Origin of the sequence: Micromonospora sp. NPDC049257 (genome assembly GCF_040678915.1) — a bacterium.
In the GTDB taxonomy this organism is placed as follows: domain Bacteria; phylum Actinomycetota; class Actinomycetes; order Mycobacteriales; family Micromonosporaceae; genus Micromonospora; species Micromonospora antibiotica.
Genome location: NZ_JBFAQU010000002.1, coordinates 349,507 through 367,496 on the forward strand (window position 1 = coordinate 349,507; position 17,990 = coordinate 367,496).

Annotated in this window: 15 protein-coding genes; 10 read left to right on the top strand and 5 right to left on the bottom strand. The window is 74.5% G+C overall.

The window, feature by feature from the left end; translation table 11 throughout:
- Positions 1-16 precede the first annotated feature (16 nt).
- Complete coding sequence (locus AB0K25_RS05520) at positions 17-814, bottom strand: site-2 protease family protein (RefSeq protein ID WP_208568740.1); 798 nt, start codon at positions 812-814, stop codon at positions 17-19.
- Positions 814-1,014 carry a hypothetical protein gene (locus tag AB0K25_RS05525; protein WP_208568741.1) on the bottom strand — a complete coding sequence of 67 codons (201 nt, stop codon included), beginning with the start codon at positions 1,012-1,014 and terminating at the stop codon, positions 814-816. Before AB0K25_RS05525 ends, AB0K25_RS05520 begins: the two co-directional genes overlap by 1 nt.
- Positions 1,015-1,183: 169 nt before the next feature.
- On the opposite strand from AB0K25_RS05525, the gene AB0K25_RS05530 reads away from it, so the two are divergent.
- From AB0K25_RS05530 to AB0K25_RS05540, 3 genes are all read left to right on the top strand, one after another.
- Complete coding sequence (locus AB0K25_RS05530) at positions 1,184-3,364, top strand: bifunctional adenosylcobinamide kinase/adenosylcobinamide-phosphate guanylyltransferase (protein WP_363818625.1); 2,181 nt, start codon at positions 1,184-1,186, stop codon at positions 3,362-3,364.
- Positions 3,354-4,127, top strand: a complete 774-nt coding sequence (gene cobS / locus AB0K25_RS05535) for an adenosylcobinamide-GDP ribazoletransferase (protein ID WP_363818627.1) — start codon at positions 3,354-3,356, stop codon at positions 4,125-4,127. Before AB0K25_RS05530 ends, cobS begins: the two co-directional genes overlap by 11 nt.
- A 65-nt stretch (positions 4,128-4,192) precedes the next feature.
- Complete coding sequence (locus AB0K25_RS05540; RefSeq protein ID WP_219464050.1) at positions 4,193-5,488, top strand: DUF2314 domain-containing protein; 1,296 nt, start codon at positions 4,193-4,195, stop codon at positions 5,486-5,488.
- Between the two features lie 383 nt (positions 5,489-5,871).
- Here the strand turns inward: AB0K25_RS05540 and gcvT are convergent, their stop codons facing one another.
- A complete protein-coding gene (gene gcvT, locus AB0K25_RS05545) occupies positions 5,872-7,002 on the bottom strand; it encodes a glycine cleavage system aminomethyltransferase GcvT (RefSeq protein WP_219464052.1) in 1,131 nt (376 codons plus the stop codon).
- A gap of 160 nt (positions 7,003-7,162) precedes the next feature.
- On the opposite strand from gcvT, the gene AB0K25_RS05550 reads away from it, so the two are divergent.
- Entirely contained in the window at positions 7,163-8,734 is a 1,572-nt protein-coding gene (locus AB0K25_RS05550; RefSeq protein ID WP_219464053.1) for a leucyl aminopeptidase, read from the top strand.
- A 105-nt stretch (positions 8,735-8,839) separates the two neighbouring features.
- Here AB0K25_RS05550 and AB0K25_RS05555 read toward each other — a convergent pair whose 3' ends face one another.
- The gene (locus tag AB0K25_RS05555; RefSeq protein ID WP_219464054.1) at positions 8,840-9,169 is read right to left on the bottom strand and encodes a hypothetical protein; all 330 of its coding nucleotides are present in this window, start codon (positions 9,167-9,169) and stop codon (positions 8,840-8,842) included.
- Between the two features lie 142 nt (positions 9,170-9,311).
- On the opposite strand from AB0K25_RS05555, the gene lpdA reads away from it, so the two are divergent.
- Together lpdA and sucB are read left to right on the top strand one after the other, a co-directional pair.
- The gene (lpdA, locus tag AB0K25_RS05560) at positions 9,312-10,739 is read left to right on the top strand and encodes a dihydrolipoyl dehydrogenase (RefSeq protein WP_219464055.1); all 1,428 of its coding nucleotides are present in this window, start codon (positions 9,312-9,314) and stop codon (positions 10,737-10,739) included.
- A gap of 71 nt (positions 10,740-10,810) precedes the next feature.
- Positions 10,811-12,637: a 2-oxoglutarate dehydrogenase, E2 component, dihydrolipoamide succinyltransferase gene (sucB, locus tag AB0K25_RS05565; RefSeq protein WP_219464056.1), complete on the top strand. Its 1,827-nt coding sequence runs from the start codon at positions 10,811-10,813 to the stop codon at positions 12,635-12,637.
- Positions 12,638-12,860: 223 nt separating this feature from the next.
- Here the strand turns inward: sucB and AB0K25_RS05570 are convergent, their stop codons facing one another.
- A complete protein-coding gene (locus AB0K25_RS05570) occupies positions 12,861-13,805 on the bottom strand; it encodes an SDR family NAD(P)-dependent oxidoreductase (protein ID WP_219464057.1) in 945 nt (314 codons plus the stop codon).
- 298 nt (positions 13,806-14,103) lie between these two features.
- On the opposite strand from AB0K25_RS05570, the gene AB0K25_RS05575 reads away from it, so the two are divergent.
- The 4 genes from AB0K25_RS05575 (at position 14,104) to AB0K25_RS05590 (ending at position 17,843) form a co-directional block, all read left to right on the top strand.
- Positions 14,104-14,700, top strand: a complete 597-nt coding sequence (locus AB0K25_RS05575) for a TetR/AcrR family transcriptional regulator (protein ID WP_307799482.1) — start codon at positions 14,104-14,106, stop codon at positions 14,698-14,700.
- A gap of 295 nt (positions 14,701-14,995) precedes the next feature.
- A complete protein-coding gene (locus tag AB0K25_RS05580) occupies positions 14,996-15,514 on the top strand; it encodes a hemerythrin domain-containing protein (protein ID WP_219464058.1) in 519 nt (172 codons plus the stop codon).
- Between the two features lie 252 nt (positions 15,515-15,766).
- Positions 15,767-16,705, top strand: a complete 939-nt coding sequence (locus tag AB0K25_RS05585) for an LLM class flavin-dependent oxidoreductase (protein ID WP_363818633.1) — start codon at positions 15,767-15,769, stop codon at positions 16,703-16,705.
- 124 nt (positions 16,706-16,829) lie between these two features.
- On the top strand, positions 16,830-17,843 hold the full coding sequence (locus tag AB0K25_RS05590) for an aldo/keto reductase (RefSeq protein WP_363818636.1): 1,014 nt from the start codon (positions 16,830-16,832) through the stop codon (positions 17,841-17,843).
- The last annotated feature ends 147 nt before the right edge of the window (positions 17,844-17,990 follow it).

Here is a 17,990-nt window from a genome sequence, read left to right on the forward strand (position 1 = left end):
CCGGGGTGGGATGGGATCAGGTCTGCCAGAAGCGGATCAGGGACAGCGCGGTGCTGTAGAGCCACGGCGGCAGGCCCAGCAGGTCGCTCAGCCAGAAGACTGCGGTGAAGAACCAGTTGCCGATGCGCGGGTTCCAGAGCAGGGCGAAGAGCAGGATGAAGCCGAACGGCGCGAACATGTCGTACATCCGGCGCCACTGCGGGTTGAGCCACGGCTGGATCATGTTGCCGCCGTCCAGGCCGGGCACCGGGAGCAGGTTCAGCACGCTCGCGGTGAGCTGGAGGAACGCCAGCAGCGCCACCCCGGCCCAGAACTCGATCGGGCCGCCCGCGTCGATGCCCACCCGCAGCACCACCACCAGCAGCAGGGTGAACAGCACGTTGGTGGCCGGGCCGGCGAGGCTGACCAGGGTGTGCCGCAGCCGACCCGGGATGGCGTGCCGGTCGACCCACACCGCCCCACCGGGCAGGCCGATGCCGCCGAGCAGCACCACCACCACCGGCAGCACGATCGACAGCAGCGGGTGGGTGTACTTGAGCGGGTTCAACGTCAGGTAGCCCCGGTGGGCGATGTCCCGGTCACCGGCCCGGTAGGCGACCACCGCGTGCGCGTACTCGTGCAGGCACAGCGAGACCAGCCAGCCGGAGACGACGAAGAGGAACACGTCGAACCGGACGTTGCCCACCCCGTTCCAGACCAACACGCCACTGGTGACGAAGAGCGCCACCAGGGCCAGGAAGATCGGGCTGGGCCGGAACGCCGCCCGGGGCACACCGAGCACCAGCGGCTCGCCCCCCGGGCGGTCGTACCCCATCACTCCGCCGTCGGCAGCAGGCTCATCCGGTAGTCCACCCGATCGTCCTCGACGAGCGTGACCGAGGTGACGCCGGACGTCGCGAGCTCCCGCCAGGTCTGACCGATCCAGGACTCGGCGTCCGCCTGGCTGCTGAACGTCTCCGCCGGCCCGTCGACCGGTGCGCCGTCCGTGCCCTCGTACCGCCAGCTCCACGCCATGCCGCGTCTCCCCTCGCCGCTCAACCGTCCCCGGGGGACGGACCCCCGCAAGCGTAGTCGGCCGGTGCGGAGCGCACCGGACGCACGCCCCCTGGCTGCCGGGTTCCGCGCAGCGTGACGGGCCCGGGCCGGCGGGCGGGGCCGGGTCGGGCGGCCTTAAGGTACGGGCATGTCCGTTGACGGGTGGAACACGGTCCTGGTGCTCGGCGGTATCCGTTCGGGCAAGTCGGAGTTCGCCGAGTCCCTGGTGGCCGAAGCCCCCACGGTGCGGTATGTGGCGACGTCGGCCGCCGCCGACCCGGACGACACCGAGTGGGCCACCCGACTGGCCGCCCACCGGGCCCGCCGGCCGGGCAGCTGGACCACCGAGGAGACCGCCGAGGACCCGCGCCGGCTCGCCGACGTGCTCGCCTCGGCCGGGCCGAACGAGACGCTGCTCGTCGACGACCTGGGCGGCTGGGTGACCGTGCTGCTCGACCCGACCCACCAGCCGGCCGACGACGTCGCCACGATCACCGAGCTGGCCGACGCGGTACGCGCCAGCGAGGCGCGGATCGTGCTGGTCAGCCCGGAGGTGGGGCTGTCGCTGGTGCCGACCACCCCGTTGGGGCGGGCGTTCACCGATGCGCTGGGCGCCGCCAACCGGGCCGTCGCGGACGCCTGCGACGCCGTCGCGCTGGTGGTCGCCGGCCAGCCGGTCTGGCTCAAGCCGGCCACCCCGGCCCGACCGGTCGACGTACCCACCCAGGCCACCCCGACCACCGGTGCGGCCGCGCCGACCGGCGGTGTGGCGGACCCGACCGGCGGCGCGCAGCCGCCGCTGCCGGACGTGCTGACCCCCACCGTGCCGGCGGCCCCGGCCGCACCGACCGCCGACGGCACCGGCTGGGCGGCACCGACCATGGCGCTGCCGGTGGTCGCCACCGGGCTCGTCATCCAGCCCGGCATGGAACTGCCGATGCCCGACGAGTACTCCGGACCGCAGGCGGTGCAGCGGCTCGGCACCCTGGACCTGCCGGGGGCAGGGCTGGGCGTGCTGGAGCGGGTGGTCGAGTTCGCCGCCGCCACCCAGGGCACGCCGACGCCTACGCCGTGGACCGGTGTCCGGGTGCTGCTACTGCACGGCGACCACGCCGGTGGCGCGGCGGCCGGGGCACCGGTCGGGGAGTCGGCCCGACTGGCCCGGCAGGCCCGCGCCGGCCGGGGTGCGTTGGCCCGGCTGGCCGCCGAGAGCGGTGCCAGCCTCCAGGTGGTGGACGCCCCGCCGTCCGCGCCGATCGAACACGGGCCGGCGCTGGACGCCGACGCCGTCGAGGCGGCGCTGCGCTACGGCTGGCGGTTGGCCGAGGAGGCCGCCGAGGCGGGCGTACGACTGCTGGTGCTGGGGGCCTGCGGCGCGGGCGCGGAGGCCGCTGCGGCGGCGGTGCTCGTCGCGACGGCCGGCGCGGAGGCCCCGACCGTGCTGGGTCGGGTGCACACCGCCGACGGCGAGATCGACGACGCCGCCTGGATGGTGCGGTGCGCGACCGTACGGGACGCCCTGCACCGCACCCGTCGCTCCCCCCGCGACGCCAAGGACATCCTGGCCGAGCTGGGCGGCGGCGACGTGGCGGTGGCGGCCGGTGTGCTGCTCGGTGCGACCGCCCGCCGGGTGCCGGTGCTGCTGGACGGGCCGGTCGGGCTGGCCGCCGGCATGGTCGCCCGGGACCTGGCCGGCCAGGCCCGGCACTGGTGCCTGCTGGTCGACCACGGCGGCCACCCGGCGGTCCGGCTCGCCGCCGACGTGCTCGGCCTGACCCCGCTGCTGGACCTGCGGCTCGACCTCGGCGAGGGGGCCAACGCGCTGGCCGCCCTGCCGCTGCTGCGCTCGGTGCTGGCGCTGGCCGGGTCGCTGCCCGCGCACCCGCACCACGGTGGCCCCGACGACGAGCCCACCGGCACCACGCCGACCGGCGACGCCGCCCCGACCACGCCGACCGCCGCCACGACCACGCCGACCGGTGAGGTCGGGGCCACGCCGACCGGTGACGTCGGGGCCACCACCGCTCCGGCCACCGCCGACCGGGCCACCGGCCTCCCGGCCGGCGACGCCGCGACCGGGGCGGCGGACCCCGACGCCGGGCCGGCCGTGGGCGAGGCGGCGGACCTCGACGCCGGGCCGGCCGGGGCCGAGGTGGCGGACCCCGACGCCGGGCCGGCCGGGGCCGAGGTGGCCGGTCCCGATGCCGGGCCCGCCGGGCCGGACGCCACCCCGGAGTTCGCGGAGCCGGTGCCGGCCGGCCCGGGCCCGACCACCACCGCCACCGACGCCGGGCCGGAACGCGACCCGTCCGGCCGGCGTGCCGGCTGAGTCGGGGCGCGGCGACGGGTTCCGACTGGCGCTGACCACCCTCACCACCGTGCCGGTCCGCGCCGGCCGGATCGACCGGGCCACGGCGGGCACCGCGATGGCGCTCGCCCCACTGGTCGGGGTGCTGCTCGGCGTGCTGCTCGGGGCGGTGCTGCTGGTCCTGGCCGCGCTCGCCCCACCCCTGGTCGCCGCCGGGCTGACCGTCGGAGTGGCGGCCCTGCTGACCCGGGGGCTGCACCTGGACGGGTTGGCCGACACCGTGGACGCGCTGGGGTCGTACCGGCGCGGGGCGGCGGCGCTGGAGATCATGAAATATCCGGACGTGGGCCCGTTCGGCGTGGTCGCGCTGGTGGTCGTCCTGCTGCTCCAGACGGCGACCCTCGCCGAGCTGGCCGGACGCTCCTGGCCGACGGCGCTCGCCGCGGTGGTCGCCGGCACCGCCGCCGGTCGGCTCGGGATCACCCTGGCCTGCCGCCGGGGCGTACCGGCGGCCCGCCCCGACGGGATGGGCGCGCTGGTCGCCGGGACGGTCGGGCCGGTCGCACCGGTCGTCGGCACCCTCGTCGTCGCGCTGGCGGCGGTGCCGGCCGTGCCGGGCCGCCCGTGGCAGGGGCCGCTGGCCGTGCTGGCCGCCCTCGCCGTCGCCACCGGCCTGCTCCGCCATCTGGTACGCCGCCTCGGCGGGATCACCGGCGACGTGCTCGGGGCCCTCGTGGAGGTGGTGACCACGCTGGTCTACCTGGGCTTGGTGCTGTCCGGCTGAGGACGACGCGGCGTGCCGGGTAGCGTTTGCCCCGACAACACCGGCACGGCCTTCCGGGGGACGACTTGCTCATCACGGACGACTTCCTGCCCGTACCGGTCCCGGAGTCGCTCAGCGCGACCTACCTGGTACCGATGGCGGGGTTGCCACCGGTGAGCCCGAAGACCGCGGTACGGGCGTTGGCGGGCCGGCTCGCCGACCCGGTCTACGGACTGGCCACGCAGATGCTGGACAGCCCGCTGATGTCGGTGGACACCCGCTCGATCGACGAGTTCCCGCAGCTGCCGCCGGACCTGCTCACCGCCTTCGGCGCGACCGAGGCCCAGTTGGGCCGGCTCGCCGCCGCCAGCCACCTGGTGGTGGTGCAGGCCGAGTACCGGCCGGGTTGGCCACCGGCGCACGAGTGGGCGGCCCGCGCGGTGGCCGCCGCCGTCGCCGAATCCGTCGACGGTGACGTGGTGGACGTGTTCGGGTTGCAGTTCCTCGACCCGGCGACGGCGCTGAAGTCGCTGCCGGACGCACAGGGCCGCATCCGGCTGGTCGACTGGGTGCTGGTCCCGTACTCCTCGGACACCGAGGGGCTGTGGTTCACCACCAAGGGGTTGCGCCGCTTCGGGCTGCTGGAGTTGCAGACCCAGGGGGTGCCCGACCACCTCACCCGGGCCTGGGGCGCGGTGCTGACCGGTGCCGCCCGCCGGCTGCTGCGGGACTGGACCGACGGGCTCGCCGGCGAGGAGGTGCCGGCGTTCGTGCAGCTGCCGGTGCTGGCCACGGTGACCGGCCACGACATCGCGGTGGCGTACGGCAACCCGGAGCAGCACGGCGCGACGGCCCCGGTGCTGCTGCGCCTGGAGCTGGACCCGGCGACCGACCCGGAGGCCGACTCGTTCCTCAGCCTGCGCCCGCCGCCCGGCCACCCCGGGCCGGACGGTCGCTACTTCGCGGCGGCCTGCGCGACCCTCTTCTCCGGCATCGAGCCGGACGTCCGGTACGCCCGCTCGGGCGACGCGATGAGCCGGGCCGTCGCCACCGCCCGCGCCGGGTTGGACGACATCCGGGCCCGGTTCCTCGCCGACGGGCTGCCACCGGAGGCCCAACTGGTGATCAAGTACGGCCTACCCGGCGACGACGGCCCCGAGTACGTCTGGGCCGGGGTCAACTCGTGGGACGCCCCGGAGCGGATCGTCGGCGCGAGCGCCAGCGACGCCAACACCGACCCCACCGTCCGGATCGGCTCCCCGGTCGAGGTGGCCGTCACCGAGGTCGTCGACTGGGCGGTCCTCGACGGCACCGGGGTCATCGAGGGCGGCTGGACCCAGGCCGTCCTCGACGCCGGCGAACGCCCCCACCCCACCCACTGACCCCACCCGGCCCGCCCCGGCCCGCCCCGGCCCGGCTCGGCCCGCCCCGGCCCGGCTCGGCCCGCCCCGGCTCGGCCCGGTGATCAAGAGGTTTAGGTCAAAATCTCGGCCTGACATGACGTAAACCTCTTGATCACCGAGGCCGGTCGGAGGCGCGGAGGCCAGCCTCGGGTGATCAAGAGGTTTAGGTCAGGATTTCGGCCCGACGTGACGTAAACCTCTTGATCACCCGAGGCCAGCCCCCCGGGGGCGGAGGCCAACCCGGGGGCGGAGGCCAACCCGGGGGCGGAGGCCAACCCGGGGGCGGAGGCCGACCCGGGGGCGGAGGCCAGCCCGGGGGCGGAGGCCAACCGGGGGGCGACGCCAGGATCGGTGGGGTGGGGTCAGCGGACGGAGGGGGTGACGAAGGGGGGGCGGGTGATGCGCATCTGGGCGCGGCGGCCCCGGATGTCGACCTCGACGAGGTCGCCGTCGGCGAGTTTCGGGGCGGTGTCCAGCAGGGCGAGGGCGATGCCCTGCTTGCGGGTGGGGCTGAAGGTGCCGCTGGTGACCGTGCCGACCGGGGCGTCACCGGCGTAGACGGTCATCCCGGCGCGGGGGATGGCCCGGTCGACGGCCTCCAGGCCGCGCAGCGTACGGCGGGGGCCGGCGGTCTTCTCGGCGCGCAGCGCGTCGCGGCCCCAGAAGGCCGGCTTGTCCCAGCCGACGGCCCAGCCGGAGCGCCCCTGCACGGGGGTGACGTCCAGGGAGAGGTCCTGCCCGTGCAGCGGGTAGCCCATCTCGGTACGCAGGGTGTCCCGGGCGCCCAGCCCGCAGGCGCGCAGCTCGACCTGCTCCCCGGCGGCGAAGAGCGCGTCCCAGACGGCGACGGCGTGTTCGGCCGGCACCACCAGCTCGTAGCCCAGCTCACCGGTGTAGCCGGTACGGCAGACGGTCAGTTCGGCACCGGCCAGTGTCGCCGGGGAGAAGCTCATGTAGTCGTGCCCGGTGGGCAGGCCCAGCGCGTCGAGCAGCTCGGCCGAGCGGGGGCCCTGTACGGCCAGCACGGCGTACCGGTCGTGTTCGTCGGTGACCTCGACGTCGGCCGGGGCGGCGGCGCGCAGCCGGCGTACCACCTCGGCGGTGTTCGCCGCGTTGGGGATGAGGAAGACGTGGTCGTCGGCGTACCGGTAGGCGATGATGTCGTCGACCACCCCGCCGGTGGCGTCGTCGCAGCAGAGCGTGTACTGCGCCTTGCCCGCCCCGATCCGGTCCAGGTCGTTGGTCAGGCAGGAGTTGACGAACCGCGTCGCGCCGGGGCCGGTGACCCGCGCCTTGCCCAGGTGCGAGACGTCGAAGACGCCGACCGCCGTCCGGACCGCCGCGTGTTCCCTGAGTACGCCGCCACCGGCGTACTCCAGGGGCATCTCCCAACCCCCGAAGGGGGCGAACTTGGCACCGAGCGCGGTGTGCCGCGCGTGCAGCGGGGAACGGCGCAGCCGGGTCGCGGCGGCGTCGGAGGTCACGTCCGTCATGGGTGGCAACTTACCGGTGGGTGCGCCGCTGGTTAGCATCGGCGGGACCCGTCGGCAGTTCGGCGGGACGCACCCGCGCTCCGGCGGATAGGTTGCCGCCGGAGACCATCACCGCCGGTACGCGACGACGCGGCCGGCCCGGCCCGCCCGGAGTAGCTCAGTGACATCGTCCAGCACCACCCTCAGCCTGGTCGACACCGACCCCGCCGAGCTCACGGTCGACGCGATCGTGATCGGCGTACACAGTCAGACCACCGGCCCGGACGCCACGAGCGGTCCCGCCGGCACCCTGCTGCTGGCCGACGGCGCGGAGAGTATCGCCGCCGCCTTCGACGGCAAGCTGACCGCGACGCTGGCCCTGCTCGGCGCGACCGGCGGCCCCGGCGAGGTGATCAAGCTGGCCACGCTGGGCACCGTCACCGCACCGCTGGTCGTGGCGGTCGGGCTGGGTCCGGAGCCGACCGGTGCCGCCCCCGCCCCGGAGACCCTGCGCCGGGCCGCCGGCGCGGCGGTCCGGGCGCTGGCCGGGGCACCCCGGGTGGCGCTGAGCCTGCCGCTGCCCGACAACGCCGACGCCCCGGCCGTGCTGCGCGCGGTCGCCGAGGGCGCGCTGCTCGGCGGCTACCGGTTCGCCGGTTACAAGACCAAGCCGCAGCCGTCCCGGCGGGAGCCGGTGGCCGAGGTGCTGATCGCCGTGCCGGACGCCGCCGACGCGACCGCCAAGGCCGAGATCGACCGGGCCACCGCGGTGGCCGGTGCGGTGCGCACCAGCCGGGACTGGGTCAACACCGCGCCGAACGAGCTGCGTCCGCCGGCCTTCGCCGACGCCGTCGCCACCGCCGCCCGCGCTGCCGGCCTCGACGTCGAAGTGCTCGACGAGCAGGAGCTGAGGGCCGGCGGGTACGGTGGCATCACCGCCGTCGGGCAGGGCTCCGAGGCCCCGCCGCGCCTGGTCAAGCTCACCTGGACCCCGCAGGGTGAGACGAACGGCAAGCGGGTCGCGCTGGTCGGCAAGGGCATCACCTTCGACACCGGCGGTATCTCGATCAAGCCGGCGCAGGGCATGTGGGAGATGAAGTCCGACATGGCCGGCGCGGCGGCCGTCGGGGCGGCGATGCTGGCGATCGCCGCGCTCAAGCCGTCCGTGACGGTGACCGGTTACCTGCCGATGGCGGAGAACATGCCGTCGGGTACCAGCTACCGGCCGGGTGACGTGGTCACCATGTTCAACGGCAAGCGGGTCGAGGTGCTCAACACCGACGCCGAGGGCCGGATGATCCTCGGCGACGCGATGGCCCGGGCCTGCGCCGACGGCACCGACTACCTGTTCGAGACGTCCACCCTCACCGGTGGTCAGGTGATCTCGTTGGGCAAGCGGATCGCCGGGGTGATGGGTACCCCCGAGTTGTGCGAGCGGGTGAAGGTGGCCGGTGACACGGTCGGCGAGCCGGCCTGGCCGATGCCGCTGCCGGACGACGTCCGCAAGGGCATGGACTCGGACGTGGCGGACATCTCGCAGGTCAACGCGGGCATGGACCGGGCCGGTCACATGCTCCAGGGCGGGGTGTTCCTGCGCGAGTTCGTCACCGACGACGTCGCCTGGGCGCACATCGACATCGCCGGCCCCGGCTACCACTCGGGTGAGCCGACCGGCTACTGGACCAAGGGCGGCACCGGTGTGCCGGTGCGTACCCTGGTGCAGCTGGTCGAGGACGTCGCCGCCAACGGCTGACGGATTCGCGACACGACGACGGGACGCCCACGGGCGTCCCGTCCGCGTTTTCCCGGGCCGGGCGCGTCGCCGGTCGGGCGTGACGTCGCCGGCGCCGGGCGGGACTCAGAACAGCTCGGGTCGGCGTTTGCGGCGTTCGTTGTAGTCGCGCATCCGCTGCGGGTAGCCCATCAGCCGGACGTCGTAGATCGGGATGCCCAGGGCGTGCGCGAAGCGGCGGGCGCCCTCCGGGCCGTCGATGCGCCGCCGGGTCCACTCGCCGTCGTCGGCGATCATGATGACGGTGGTCTCGGTCATCGTGGTCCGGGGTTCGACGAACGCCTCGACCCCCCGGCGGGTGCGGGCGAAGTTGGCCAGGTGATCCAGGTCAGCCCGTTCGGCCGGCCGGTCACGGTTGGCCGGGGTCGGCGGTTTGCGTCGCCGGAACAGCGCCACCGGGCTACTCCTCTCCCCCGTCCGTCGTCGAGGACGGTGCCAAGAGTACGTGTCGGGGACGTGTCGTTGGGCACCTCGGTACGCGCCCCGGACGGGCAAGTGACAAGATGACCGAGGTGGGGTCTGCCCGTGCCGCCCCGCCGTGACCCCCCGATGCAGCGAAGCGACCAGGGAGTTGGACGTGAGCGAGCCGAACGACGCAACCTTCGACATCGTCATTCTCGGAGGTGGCAGCGGCGGCTACGCGGCGGCGCTGCGTGCCGCCCAGCTTGACCTCTCCGTCGCGCTGATCGAGAAGGGCAAGCTCGGCGGCACCTGCCTGCACAACGGCTGCATCCCGACCAAGGCGCTGCTGCACGCGGCGGAGATCGCCGACCAGACCCGGGAGTCGGCGCAGTTCGGCGTCCAGGCCGAGCTGGTCGGCATCGACATGGCCGGGGTCAACGCGTACAAGGACGGGGTGATCTCCCGCCTCTACAAGGGCCTGCAGGGGCTGGTCGGCGGCAGCAAGAACATCACCTTCGTGGCGGGTGCCGGCAAGCTGGTCGGCAAGAACGTCGTCGAGGTGGACGGCAAGCGCTACACCGGCCGCAACGTGATCCTGGCCTCCGGTTCGTACGCCAAGAGCCTGCCCGGCCTGGAGGTCGACGGCGAGCGGATCATCACCAGTGACCACGCGCTGACCCTGGACCGGGTGCCCGCGTCGGTGATCGTGCTGGGCGGCGGCGTGATCGGCGTCGAGTTCGCCAGCGTGTGGAAGTCCTTCGGGGTGGACGTCACCATCGTCGAGGCGCTGCCCCGGCTGGTGGCCGCCGAGGACGAGGAGTCGTCCAAGGCGCTGGAGCGGGCGTTCCGCAAGCGGAAGATCAACTTCAAGGTCGGCAAGCCCTTCGAGAAGGTCGAGAAGACCGAGAAGGGCGTCAAGCTGACCATCGCCGGCGGCGAGACCGTCGAGGCCGAGCTGCTGCTGGTCGCCGTCGGCCGGGGCCCGAACACCGCCGACCTCGGCTACGCCGAGCAGGGCGTCAAGCTCGACCGGGGGTACGTGCTGACCGACGAGCGGCTGCGCACCGGCGTGCCGAACGTCTACGCGGTCGGCGACATCGTGCCCGGCCTCCAGCTCGCCCACCGGGGTTTCGCCCAGGGCATCTTCGTCGCCGAGGAGATCGCCGGCCTGAACCCGGCCGTGATCGACGAGGCCGGCATCCCGCGCGTCACCTACTCCGACCCGGAGCTGGCGTCGGTGGGGCTGAGCGAGGCCAAGGCCAAGGAGCAGTACGGCGACAAGGTCAAGGTCTACAACTACAACCTCGGCGGCAACGGCAAGAGCCAGATCCTCAAGACCGCCGGTTTCGTGAAGCTGGTACGCGTCGAGGACGGGCCGGTGGTCGGCGTACACATGGTCGGTGCCCGGGTCGGCGAGCTGATCGGCGAGGCGCAGCTCATCTACAACTGGGAGGCCTACCCGGCGGAGGTGGCGCAGCTCGTGCACGCCCACCCGACCCAGAACGAGGCGCTGGGCGAGGCGCACCTGGCCCTGGCCGGCAAGCCGCTGCACGCGCACGCCTGACCCACACTCATTCCGCGACGCCGGCGGCAAGCGGGCGAGGATCGCACCAGGCCACGAAGGAGTTTCAGAACATGCCGGTATCGGTCACCATGCCTCGGCTCGGCGAGAGCGTCACCGAGGGCACCGTCACCCGCTGGCTCAAGCAGGAGGGCGAGACCGTCGAGGTCGACGAGCCGCTGCTGGAGGTCTCCACCGACAAGGTCGACACCGAGATCCCCTCCCCCGCCGCGGGGGTGCTGAGCCGGATCGTGGTCGGTGAGGACGAGACCGCCGAGGTGGGCAGCGAACTGGCCGTCATCTCCGGCGAGGGCGAGTCGGCCGGCTCGCAGGACGACGGCGGGGCCGCCGAGCCGGAGCAGGCCGAGCCGGCCACCGAGCCGACGGCCGCCGCCGAGGGCACCGGCCCGGAGCCGGAGCAGCCGGAGCAGGAGCAGCCGGCGGCGCAGGCCGCCCCGGCGTCCTCGGGCGAGGGCACCGCGGTGAAGATGCCGGCGCTGGGCGAGAGCGTCACCGAGGGCACCGTCACCCGGTGGCTCAAGCAGGTCGGCGAGACCGTCGAGGTCGACGAGGCGCTGCTGGAGGTCTCCACCGACAAGGTCGACACCGAGATCCCGTCGCCGGTCGCCGGCACCGTCTTGGAGATCAAGGTCGCGGAGGACGAGACCGCCGCCGTCGGCGCGGACCTGGCGATCATCGGTACGGCGGACGCCGCCCCGGCCGAGTCGACGCCGGAGCCGGAGCCCGCCCCGAAGGCGCAGGCCAAGCCCGCGCCGAAGGCCGAGCCGAAGCCGGAGCCCGAGGTCACCGAGCCGACCCAGGGCGCGGGATACAACGAGCCGGCCGCCGAGACCGAGTCGGCGGCCCAGCCGGCGAAGGCGGAGCAGGCCGCCCAGCCGGCCGCCCCGACCGCCACGCCGGCCCGGCCGTCCGCCCCCGTCCAGGGCGGCGGCGAGGAGGCCGCCGGTTACGTGACCCCGCTGGTGCGCAAGCTGGCCGGCCAGCACGGCGTCGACCTGGCCTCGGTCACCGGCACCGGCGTCGGTGGCCGGATCCGCAAGCAGGACGTGCTGGAGGCGGCGGAGAAGGCGAAGGCGGCCAAGGCCGCTCCGGCGGCCCCCGCGCAGCCGGCTGCGAAGGCTCCGGCGAAGCCGGCGGCCAAGGCGCAGCCGAGCGCCAAGCGCGGCAGCACCGAGAAGCTGCCCCGGATCCGGGCGACCATCGCCAAGCGGATGCAGCAGTCGCTGCACGAGATGGCGCAGCTGACCACGGTGATCGAGGTGGACGTCACCCGGATCGCCAAGCTGCGCGCCCAGGCCAAGGAGGCGTTCCAGCAGCGGCACGGCGTGAAGCTGTCGTTCCTGCCGTTCTTCGCCCTGGCGACCATCGAGGCGTTGCAGACGTACCCGATCGTCAACGCGAGCATGGACCTCGACGCGGGCACGATCACCTACCCCGACGCCGAGCACCTGGGCATCGCGGTGGACACCGAGCGCGGCCTGATGGTGCCGGTCATCCACGGCGCGGGCGACCTCAACCTGGGCGGCATCGCCAAGCGGATCGCCGACCTGGCCGAGCGCACCCGGACCAACAAGATCAGCCCGGACGAGATCGCCGGGGCGACCTTCACGCTGACCAACACCGGCAGCCGGGGGGCGCTCTTCGACACCCCGATCGTGCCGTCGCCGCAGTCGGCGATGCTCGGCACCGGTGCCGTGGTGAAGCGTCCGGTCGTGGTGAACGACCCGGACCTCGGCGAGGTCGTCGCGGTCCGGTCGATGGTCTACCTGGCCCTGTCCTACGACCACCGGCTGATCGACGGCGCCGACGCGGCCCGTTTCCTGGTCGCGGTCAAGGAGCGGCTGGAGGGCGGCAACTTCGAGGCCGAGTTGGGCCTGTAACACCCGCGTTCGACGGAGGCGCCCCGGTCGGTCGACCGGGGCGCCTGCGTCGTCAGCACGCCAGGTGCCGGCACGGGCGGACCGACCGGCCACCACCCGCCGGGCCGTGCCGGGCCGCGCGGGGCGGGGAGGGGCATGGCGGGCGCACCGACCGGCTACCGCACGTCGGGCCCCTCGATCCGAGCAGGGCGGGCCGGGGCACGGCACCCGGCGGATCGGCGGGTCAGCCGCGCAGGGTCTGCTCGGAGACCGTCCAGAGCCGCTCGGCGGCGGCCGGGTCGAGGGCGTACGCGGCGACGCCGGTGCGGGTGCCGGGCTGGTGCGGGGCGGCCTGCTGGCAGTCCTCGAAGTACCGGCCACCGATCCCGTCGAGCAGCGGCGAGGTGGCGACCAGGACGGAGGTGGCGGCACCCTGCTCGACGGTCTTCCAGGTGGCCGCGCCGCCACCGCTGGCGGCCCGCATCCGCTCCAGTTCCTCGGCGCTGACGTACCGCTGGAGGTTGGTGTGGATCGCGCCGGGCATCAGCGCGTTGCTGAGGATGCCGTCGTCGGCCCAGCGCCGGGTCGCCTCGACGGCGAACAGCACGTTCGCGGTCTTCGACTGCCCGTACGCCGCCCACGGGTCGTAGGGGCGCTGCCGGAAGTGGATGTCGTCGAAGACCACCGGGGACCGCAGGTGCGCCGCGGAGCTGACCGAGACGATGCGGGCACCGTCGGCGGCGGCGAGGGCGCGGTGCAGCCCGGTGGCGAGGGCGAAGTGCCCGAGGTGGTTGGTGGCGAACTGCAACTCCCAGCCCTCGGGGGTACGCCGCTCGGGCGAGGCCATGATGCCGGCGTTGTCGACCAGCAGGTGCAGCGGCCCGTCCCAGGTGGCCACGAAGGCGGCCACCGACGCCTGGTCGGCGAGGTCGAGCGGGGCGACCAGCAGCCGGTCGTTGCCGGTGCTGGCGGTGATGTCCCCGGCGGCCCGCTGGCCGGCGTCGAGGTCCCGGACGGCCAGGGTGACGTCGGCTCCGGCGGCGGCGAGGGCGCGGGCGGTCTCCACGCCGATGCCGGAGGCACCGCCGGTCACCACGGCACGGCGGCCGGTGAGGTCGACGTCGCGGACCACCTCCAGGGCGGTGGTACGGGCGTCGAAGGGGGTGTGGACTGGCGAGTCGGTGGTCATGATCCGTCCTTGTCGGTGCGGTACGGGCCGGACGACCCGACCGCTACGATGAGAAGTGGAGGGCCCTCCGTTACAACTCCGAGCCTAACCGGAGGATCCTCCGTTTGCCACCCGACCCCCGAGCGGACCTGATCCCCGCGCAGACCCGCCCCTGAGCAGACCCGACCCTGACCGGACCCGGACCCGGACCCGGACCTGAGCAGACCCGGACCTGAGCAGACCCGGACCGGGGCCTGAGCGGACCCGACCGCCGGAGACACCACCCGTCAGCACCACTGCACCAGATCCAGGAGGCGACGTGTCGCAGAACCGCTCAGGAGGCGACGTGCCGGAGCGCGGTTCCCGGCCGCTGCGCGCCGACGCGCTGCGCAACCGGCAGCGGCTGCTCGACACCGCCGTGAAGGCGTTCTCCCGACAGGGGCCGGAGGTGACCCTGGAGTCGATCGCCCGGGACGCCGGGGTGGGCATCGGCACCCTCTACCGGCACTTCCCCACCCGGGAGGCGTTGGTCGAGGCCGCCTACCGCAGCGAACTGGCCAAGCTCTGTGCCGCCGCCGACGACCTGCTGACCCGACTGCCGCCCGCCGAGGCGACCCGGGCCTGGATGGACCGCTTCGTCGACTACCTGGCCACCAAACGGGGCATGGCCGACGCCCTGCGCCTGGTGATCGCCGCCGGCACCAACCCGTACGCGCAGAGCCGGGACCTGCTGGTCGCCGCGCTGACCCGGCTGCTGGCGGCCGGCGTCGCCGACGGCACGATCCGTCCGGACGTCGACCCCGGCGACGTGCTGGCCGGGCTGGGCGGGATGTCGCTGGCGGCGCAGGGACCCGAGCAGCGAGACCTCGCCGGCCGCCTGCTCGATCTCCTCCTGGCCGGCCTACGCCGACACTGACGGCCCGGGTGCCGACGCCCGTCGGCAGGCCAGGGCCGACACCCGTGACGGTGGGCCGGGTCGGCACCAACGGCGATGGACCGGCACCCGTGACGACAGGTCGGGTCGACACCCACGGCGATGGGCCGGCACCCGTGACGGTGGGCCGGGTCGACAACCGGCGGTGGGTCGGCATCCGTGGCGGTGGGAGGGCGGACAGCGCGGCGGGTGGGTCGTAGGATCGTCGCCAGCGTCGCAGTGCACCCGGCAAGGAGACCGCCGAGGGCATGGAGGCGCGGGACAGCATGGGACACACGTGCACCCCGATTCCACCCCGGCCGACCGGTTGACCGCGCTCGGCCACCAACTGGTAGAGATCCACCTCTGGTTGCTCGACGAACTCGACCAGCTCCGGGCCGGCCTCGACGCCGGTCCCGACGGATCACCCGGGGCAGGCCGGCTGCGCGGCCTGCGTACCCACTGCCTCAGCTTCTGCGCGGCGCTCACCCGGCACCACACCGGCGAGGACGCCGGGGCGTTCCTGGTGCTCGCCGACGAGGCACCCGAGCTGCGGCCCGTGCTCGACAAGCTCAGCCGGGACCACCGCATGGTCGACTGGATCGTCCACCGGATCGAGGCGCTGTTCACCGACCCACCGCCCGACGACCCGGCGGCCCTCGACCGGGTACGCGTCGAGCTGGACGGGCTGTCCGCCATCCTCGAATCGCACTTCCGCTACGAGGAACGCACCCTCACCGCCGCCCTCGACGCGCTCGGCGACCGGGCCGGCGGCACCACCGAACTGCTCGGGGTGACCCCACCGCCGGACTGGTGACCCCACCGGGGCACAGCAGACCCGGCCAGGCCGCATCAGACCCGGCCAGGCCGCAACAGACCCGGCCAGGCCGCAACAGACCCGGCCAGGGCGCAACAGACCCGGCCAGGGCGCAACAGACCCGGCCGGCGCGCAGCAGACCCGGCCGGGGCGCGCGGTAGGACCGTCGGGAGCGTGGGCGGTGATTCTCCGGTTGGCAGAATCCGGGGTCGCGGGCTGGCCGGAACGGCACGCGACGGCAAAGCTGGGCCGGTGACCGTCTTCTCGCTCCAGGCCACCCCGACCGACGCGGCGGGCTGGGTCGACCTCGCCCGCCGGGCCGAGACGGTCGGCTTCGACGCCCTGCTCGCCGCCGACCACCCGGGCGACGTGACGTCCCCGTTCGTCGCGCTCGCCGCCGCCGCGTCGGTGACCACCACGATCGGGCTCGGCTCGTACGTGTCGAATCTGGGGGTGCGGGAGCCGATCCTGCTCGCCGGCGACGTGGCCACCCTCGACCTGGTCTCCGGCGGGCGGGCCCGGCTCGGTGTCGGGGCCGGCCACACCCCCGCCGAGTGGGCCGCCGTCGGCCGGGTACGCCCCGACGTGGCCGGCCGGGTACGCCGCTGTGTGGCCGTCGCCGAGGCGGTGCGTGCCCTGCTCGACGGTTCCCCGGTGACTGTCGACTCCCCCGACCTGGTGGCGCGGGAGGCCCGGCTGACCTCGCCCCGGCCGGTGCAGGAGCGCATCCCGCTGACCATGGGCACCGCCAACTCGACGCTGCTGCGCTGGGCCGGGGCGCACGCCGACGTGGTCGGGTTGACGGGTTTCGGGCGTACCCTCGCCGACGGTCACCGGCACGAGGCGCGTTGGCGGACCGACCAGATCGAGGCGCAGCTCGCCCAGGTGGCCGCCGGCGCGGCCGGCCGGGACACCCCGCCCGCGGTGGAGGCGCTGGTGCAGACGGTGGTGGTCACCGACGACGCCGAGGCCGCCGCCGCCGAACAGGCCGGCCGGATCGGGCTGACCGTCGCCGAGCTGCTGGCCACCCCGTTCGTGTTGATCGGCACGGTGGACGAGATCGTCGCGGCGGTCGCGGCCCACCGGCGTCGCTGGGGCGTCACCCGCTTCGTGGTACGCCGGGACGCCCTCGAACCGCTCGTCCCGGTCCTGTCCCGGCTGCCCGGCGTCGCACCGACGCGGGACGGGTGAGGTCCCGGTCCGCGGGCACAGCGGAGAATGCCGGGGCTGGAACACCCACGGGCGCCGGGCGTCCGCCGAGGGGCGGAGGCCATCGCTTGACCTGGAGCGCGCTCCAGGTTGAACACTGGTCGGCATGACGACGACACGGACTCTGGGCCGCAGTGGAATCGAGGTCGGCGCGATCGGCATGGGGTGCTGGGCGATCGGTGGCCCGCTCTGGGGCGACGACGGTCAGCCGTACGGCTGGGGTGAGGTGGACGACGACGAGTCGGTCGCCACCATCCACCAGGCCCTCGACCTGGGTGTCACCCTCTTCGACACAGCCAGCAACTACGGGGCCGGGCACAGCGAGCGGGTGCTCGGCCGGGCGCTCGCCGGCCTGCGGGACCGGGCGGTGATCGTCACCAAGTTCGGCAACCGCAGCGACGAGGCGACCCGGCGGGCACTGGGCGTGGACGCCAGCCCGGCGTACGCGGTGGCCAGCCTGGAGGGGTCGCTGCGTCGGCTCGGCACCGACCACGTGGACCTCTACCTGCTGCACCTCAACGACCTGCCGGCGTCCACCGCGCTCGACCTGGTCGACACCCTGGAGGGCCTGGTCACCCAGGGCAAGATCCGCGGGTACGGCTGGAGCACCGACGACCCGGGGTCGGCGCGGGCGTTCGCCGGGGCGGGGCCGCACTGCGTCGCCGTCGAACACGACGAGTCGGTGCTGAACGACAACCCGGAGGTGCTCGCCGTCTGCGACGCCTTCGACCTGGCCAGCCTCAACCGGGGACCGCTGGCGATGGGCCTGCTCACCGGGGCCACCCGCACGCTGGGCGCGGACGACGTGCGGGGCCGGGCGCCGCAGTGGCTGGTCTGGTTCCGCGACGGCCGGCCCACCCCCGAGTGGTCGGCCCGGGTGGCGGCGATCCGGGCGGCGTTGACCTCGGACGGCCGTACCCTCGCCCAGGGGGCGCTGGGCTGGCTGCTGGCCCGCAGCCCCCGTACGCTGCCGATCCCCGGGTGCCGGACGGTGGCGCAGGCCCGGGAGAACTTCGCCGCCCTCACCCTCGGCCCCCTCCCGGCGGACGCGTTCGCCGAGGTGGAGCGCCTCCTGGCCGACCTGCGCCCGACCCCCGCCGGCGCCCCCGCCACCCGGTAGGTCCCGCCACCGCGCACCCCACCCGCCACCCGCCACCCGCCACCCGCCCGCCCGCCCCGACTTCCCCACCCCACCTCGGCGGGTCGCCGGCCGGCCCCGGTGATCAAGAGGTTCAGGTCAGTTGATCAAGAGGTTCAGGTCAAATTG

Excerpts from the sequence above, each read along its gene's own strand:
- AB0K25_RS05590 (WP_363818636.1), top strand. The coding sequence starts at position 16,830 with ATGACGACGACACGGACTCTGGGCCGCAGTGGAATCGAGGTCGGCGCG.
- AB0K25_RS05520 (WP_208568740.1), bottom strand. The coding sequence starts at position 814 with ATGGGGTACGACCGCCCGGGGGGCGAGCCGCTGGTGCTCGGTGTGCCC.
- sucB (WP_219464056.1), top strand. The coding sequence starts at position 10,811 with ATGCCGGTATCGGTCACCATGCCTCGGCTCGGCGAGAGCGTCACCGAG.
- AB0K25_RS05525 (WP_208568741.1), bottom strand. The coding sequence starts at position 1,014 with ATGGCGTGGAGCTGGCGGTACGAGGGCACGGACGGCGCACCGGTCGAC.
- gcvT (WP_219464052.1), bottom strand. The coding sequence starts at position 7,002 with ATGACGGACGTGACCTCCGACGCCGCCGCGACCCGGCTGCGCCGTTCC.
- AB0K25_RS05530 (WP_363818625.1), top strand. The coding sequence starts at position 1,184 with ATGTCCGTTGACGGGTGGAACACGGTCCTGGTGCTCGGCGGTATCCGT.
- AB0K25_RS05570 (WP_219464057.1), bottom strand. The coding sequence starts at position 13,805 with ATGACCACCGACTCGCCAGTCCACACCCCCTTCGACGCCCGTACCACC.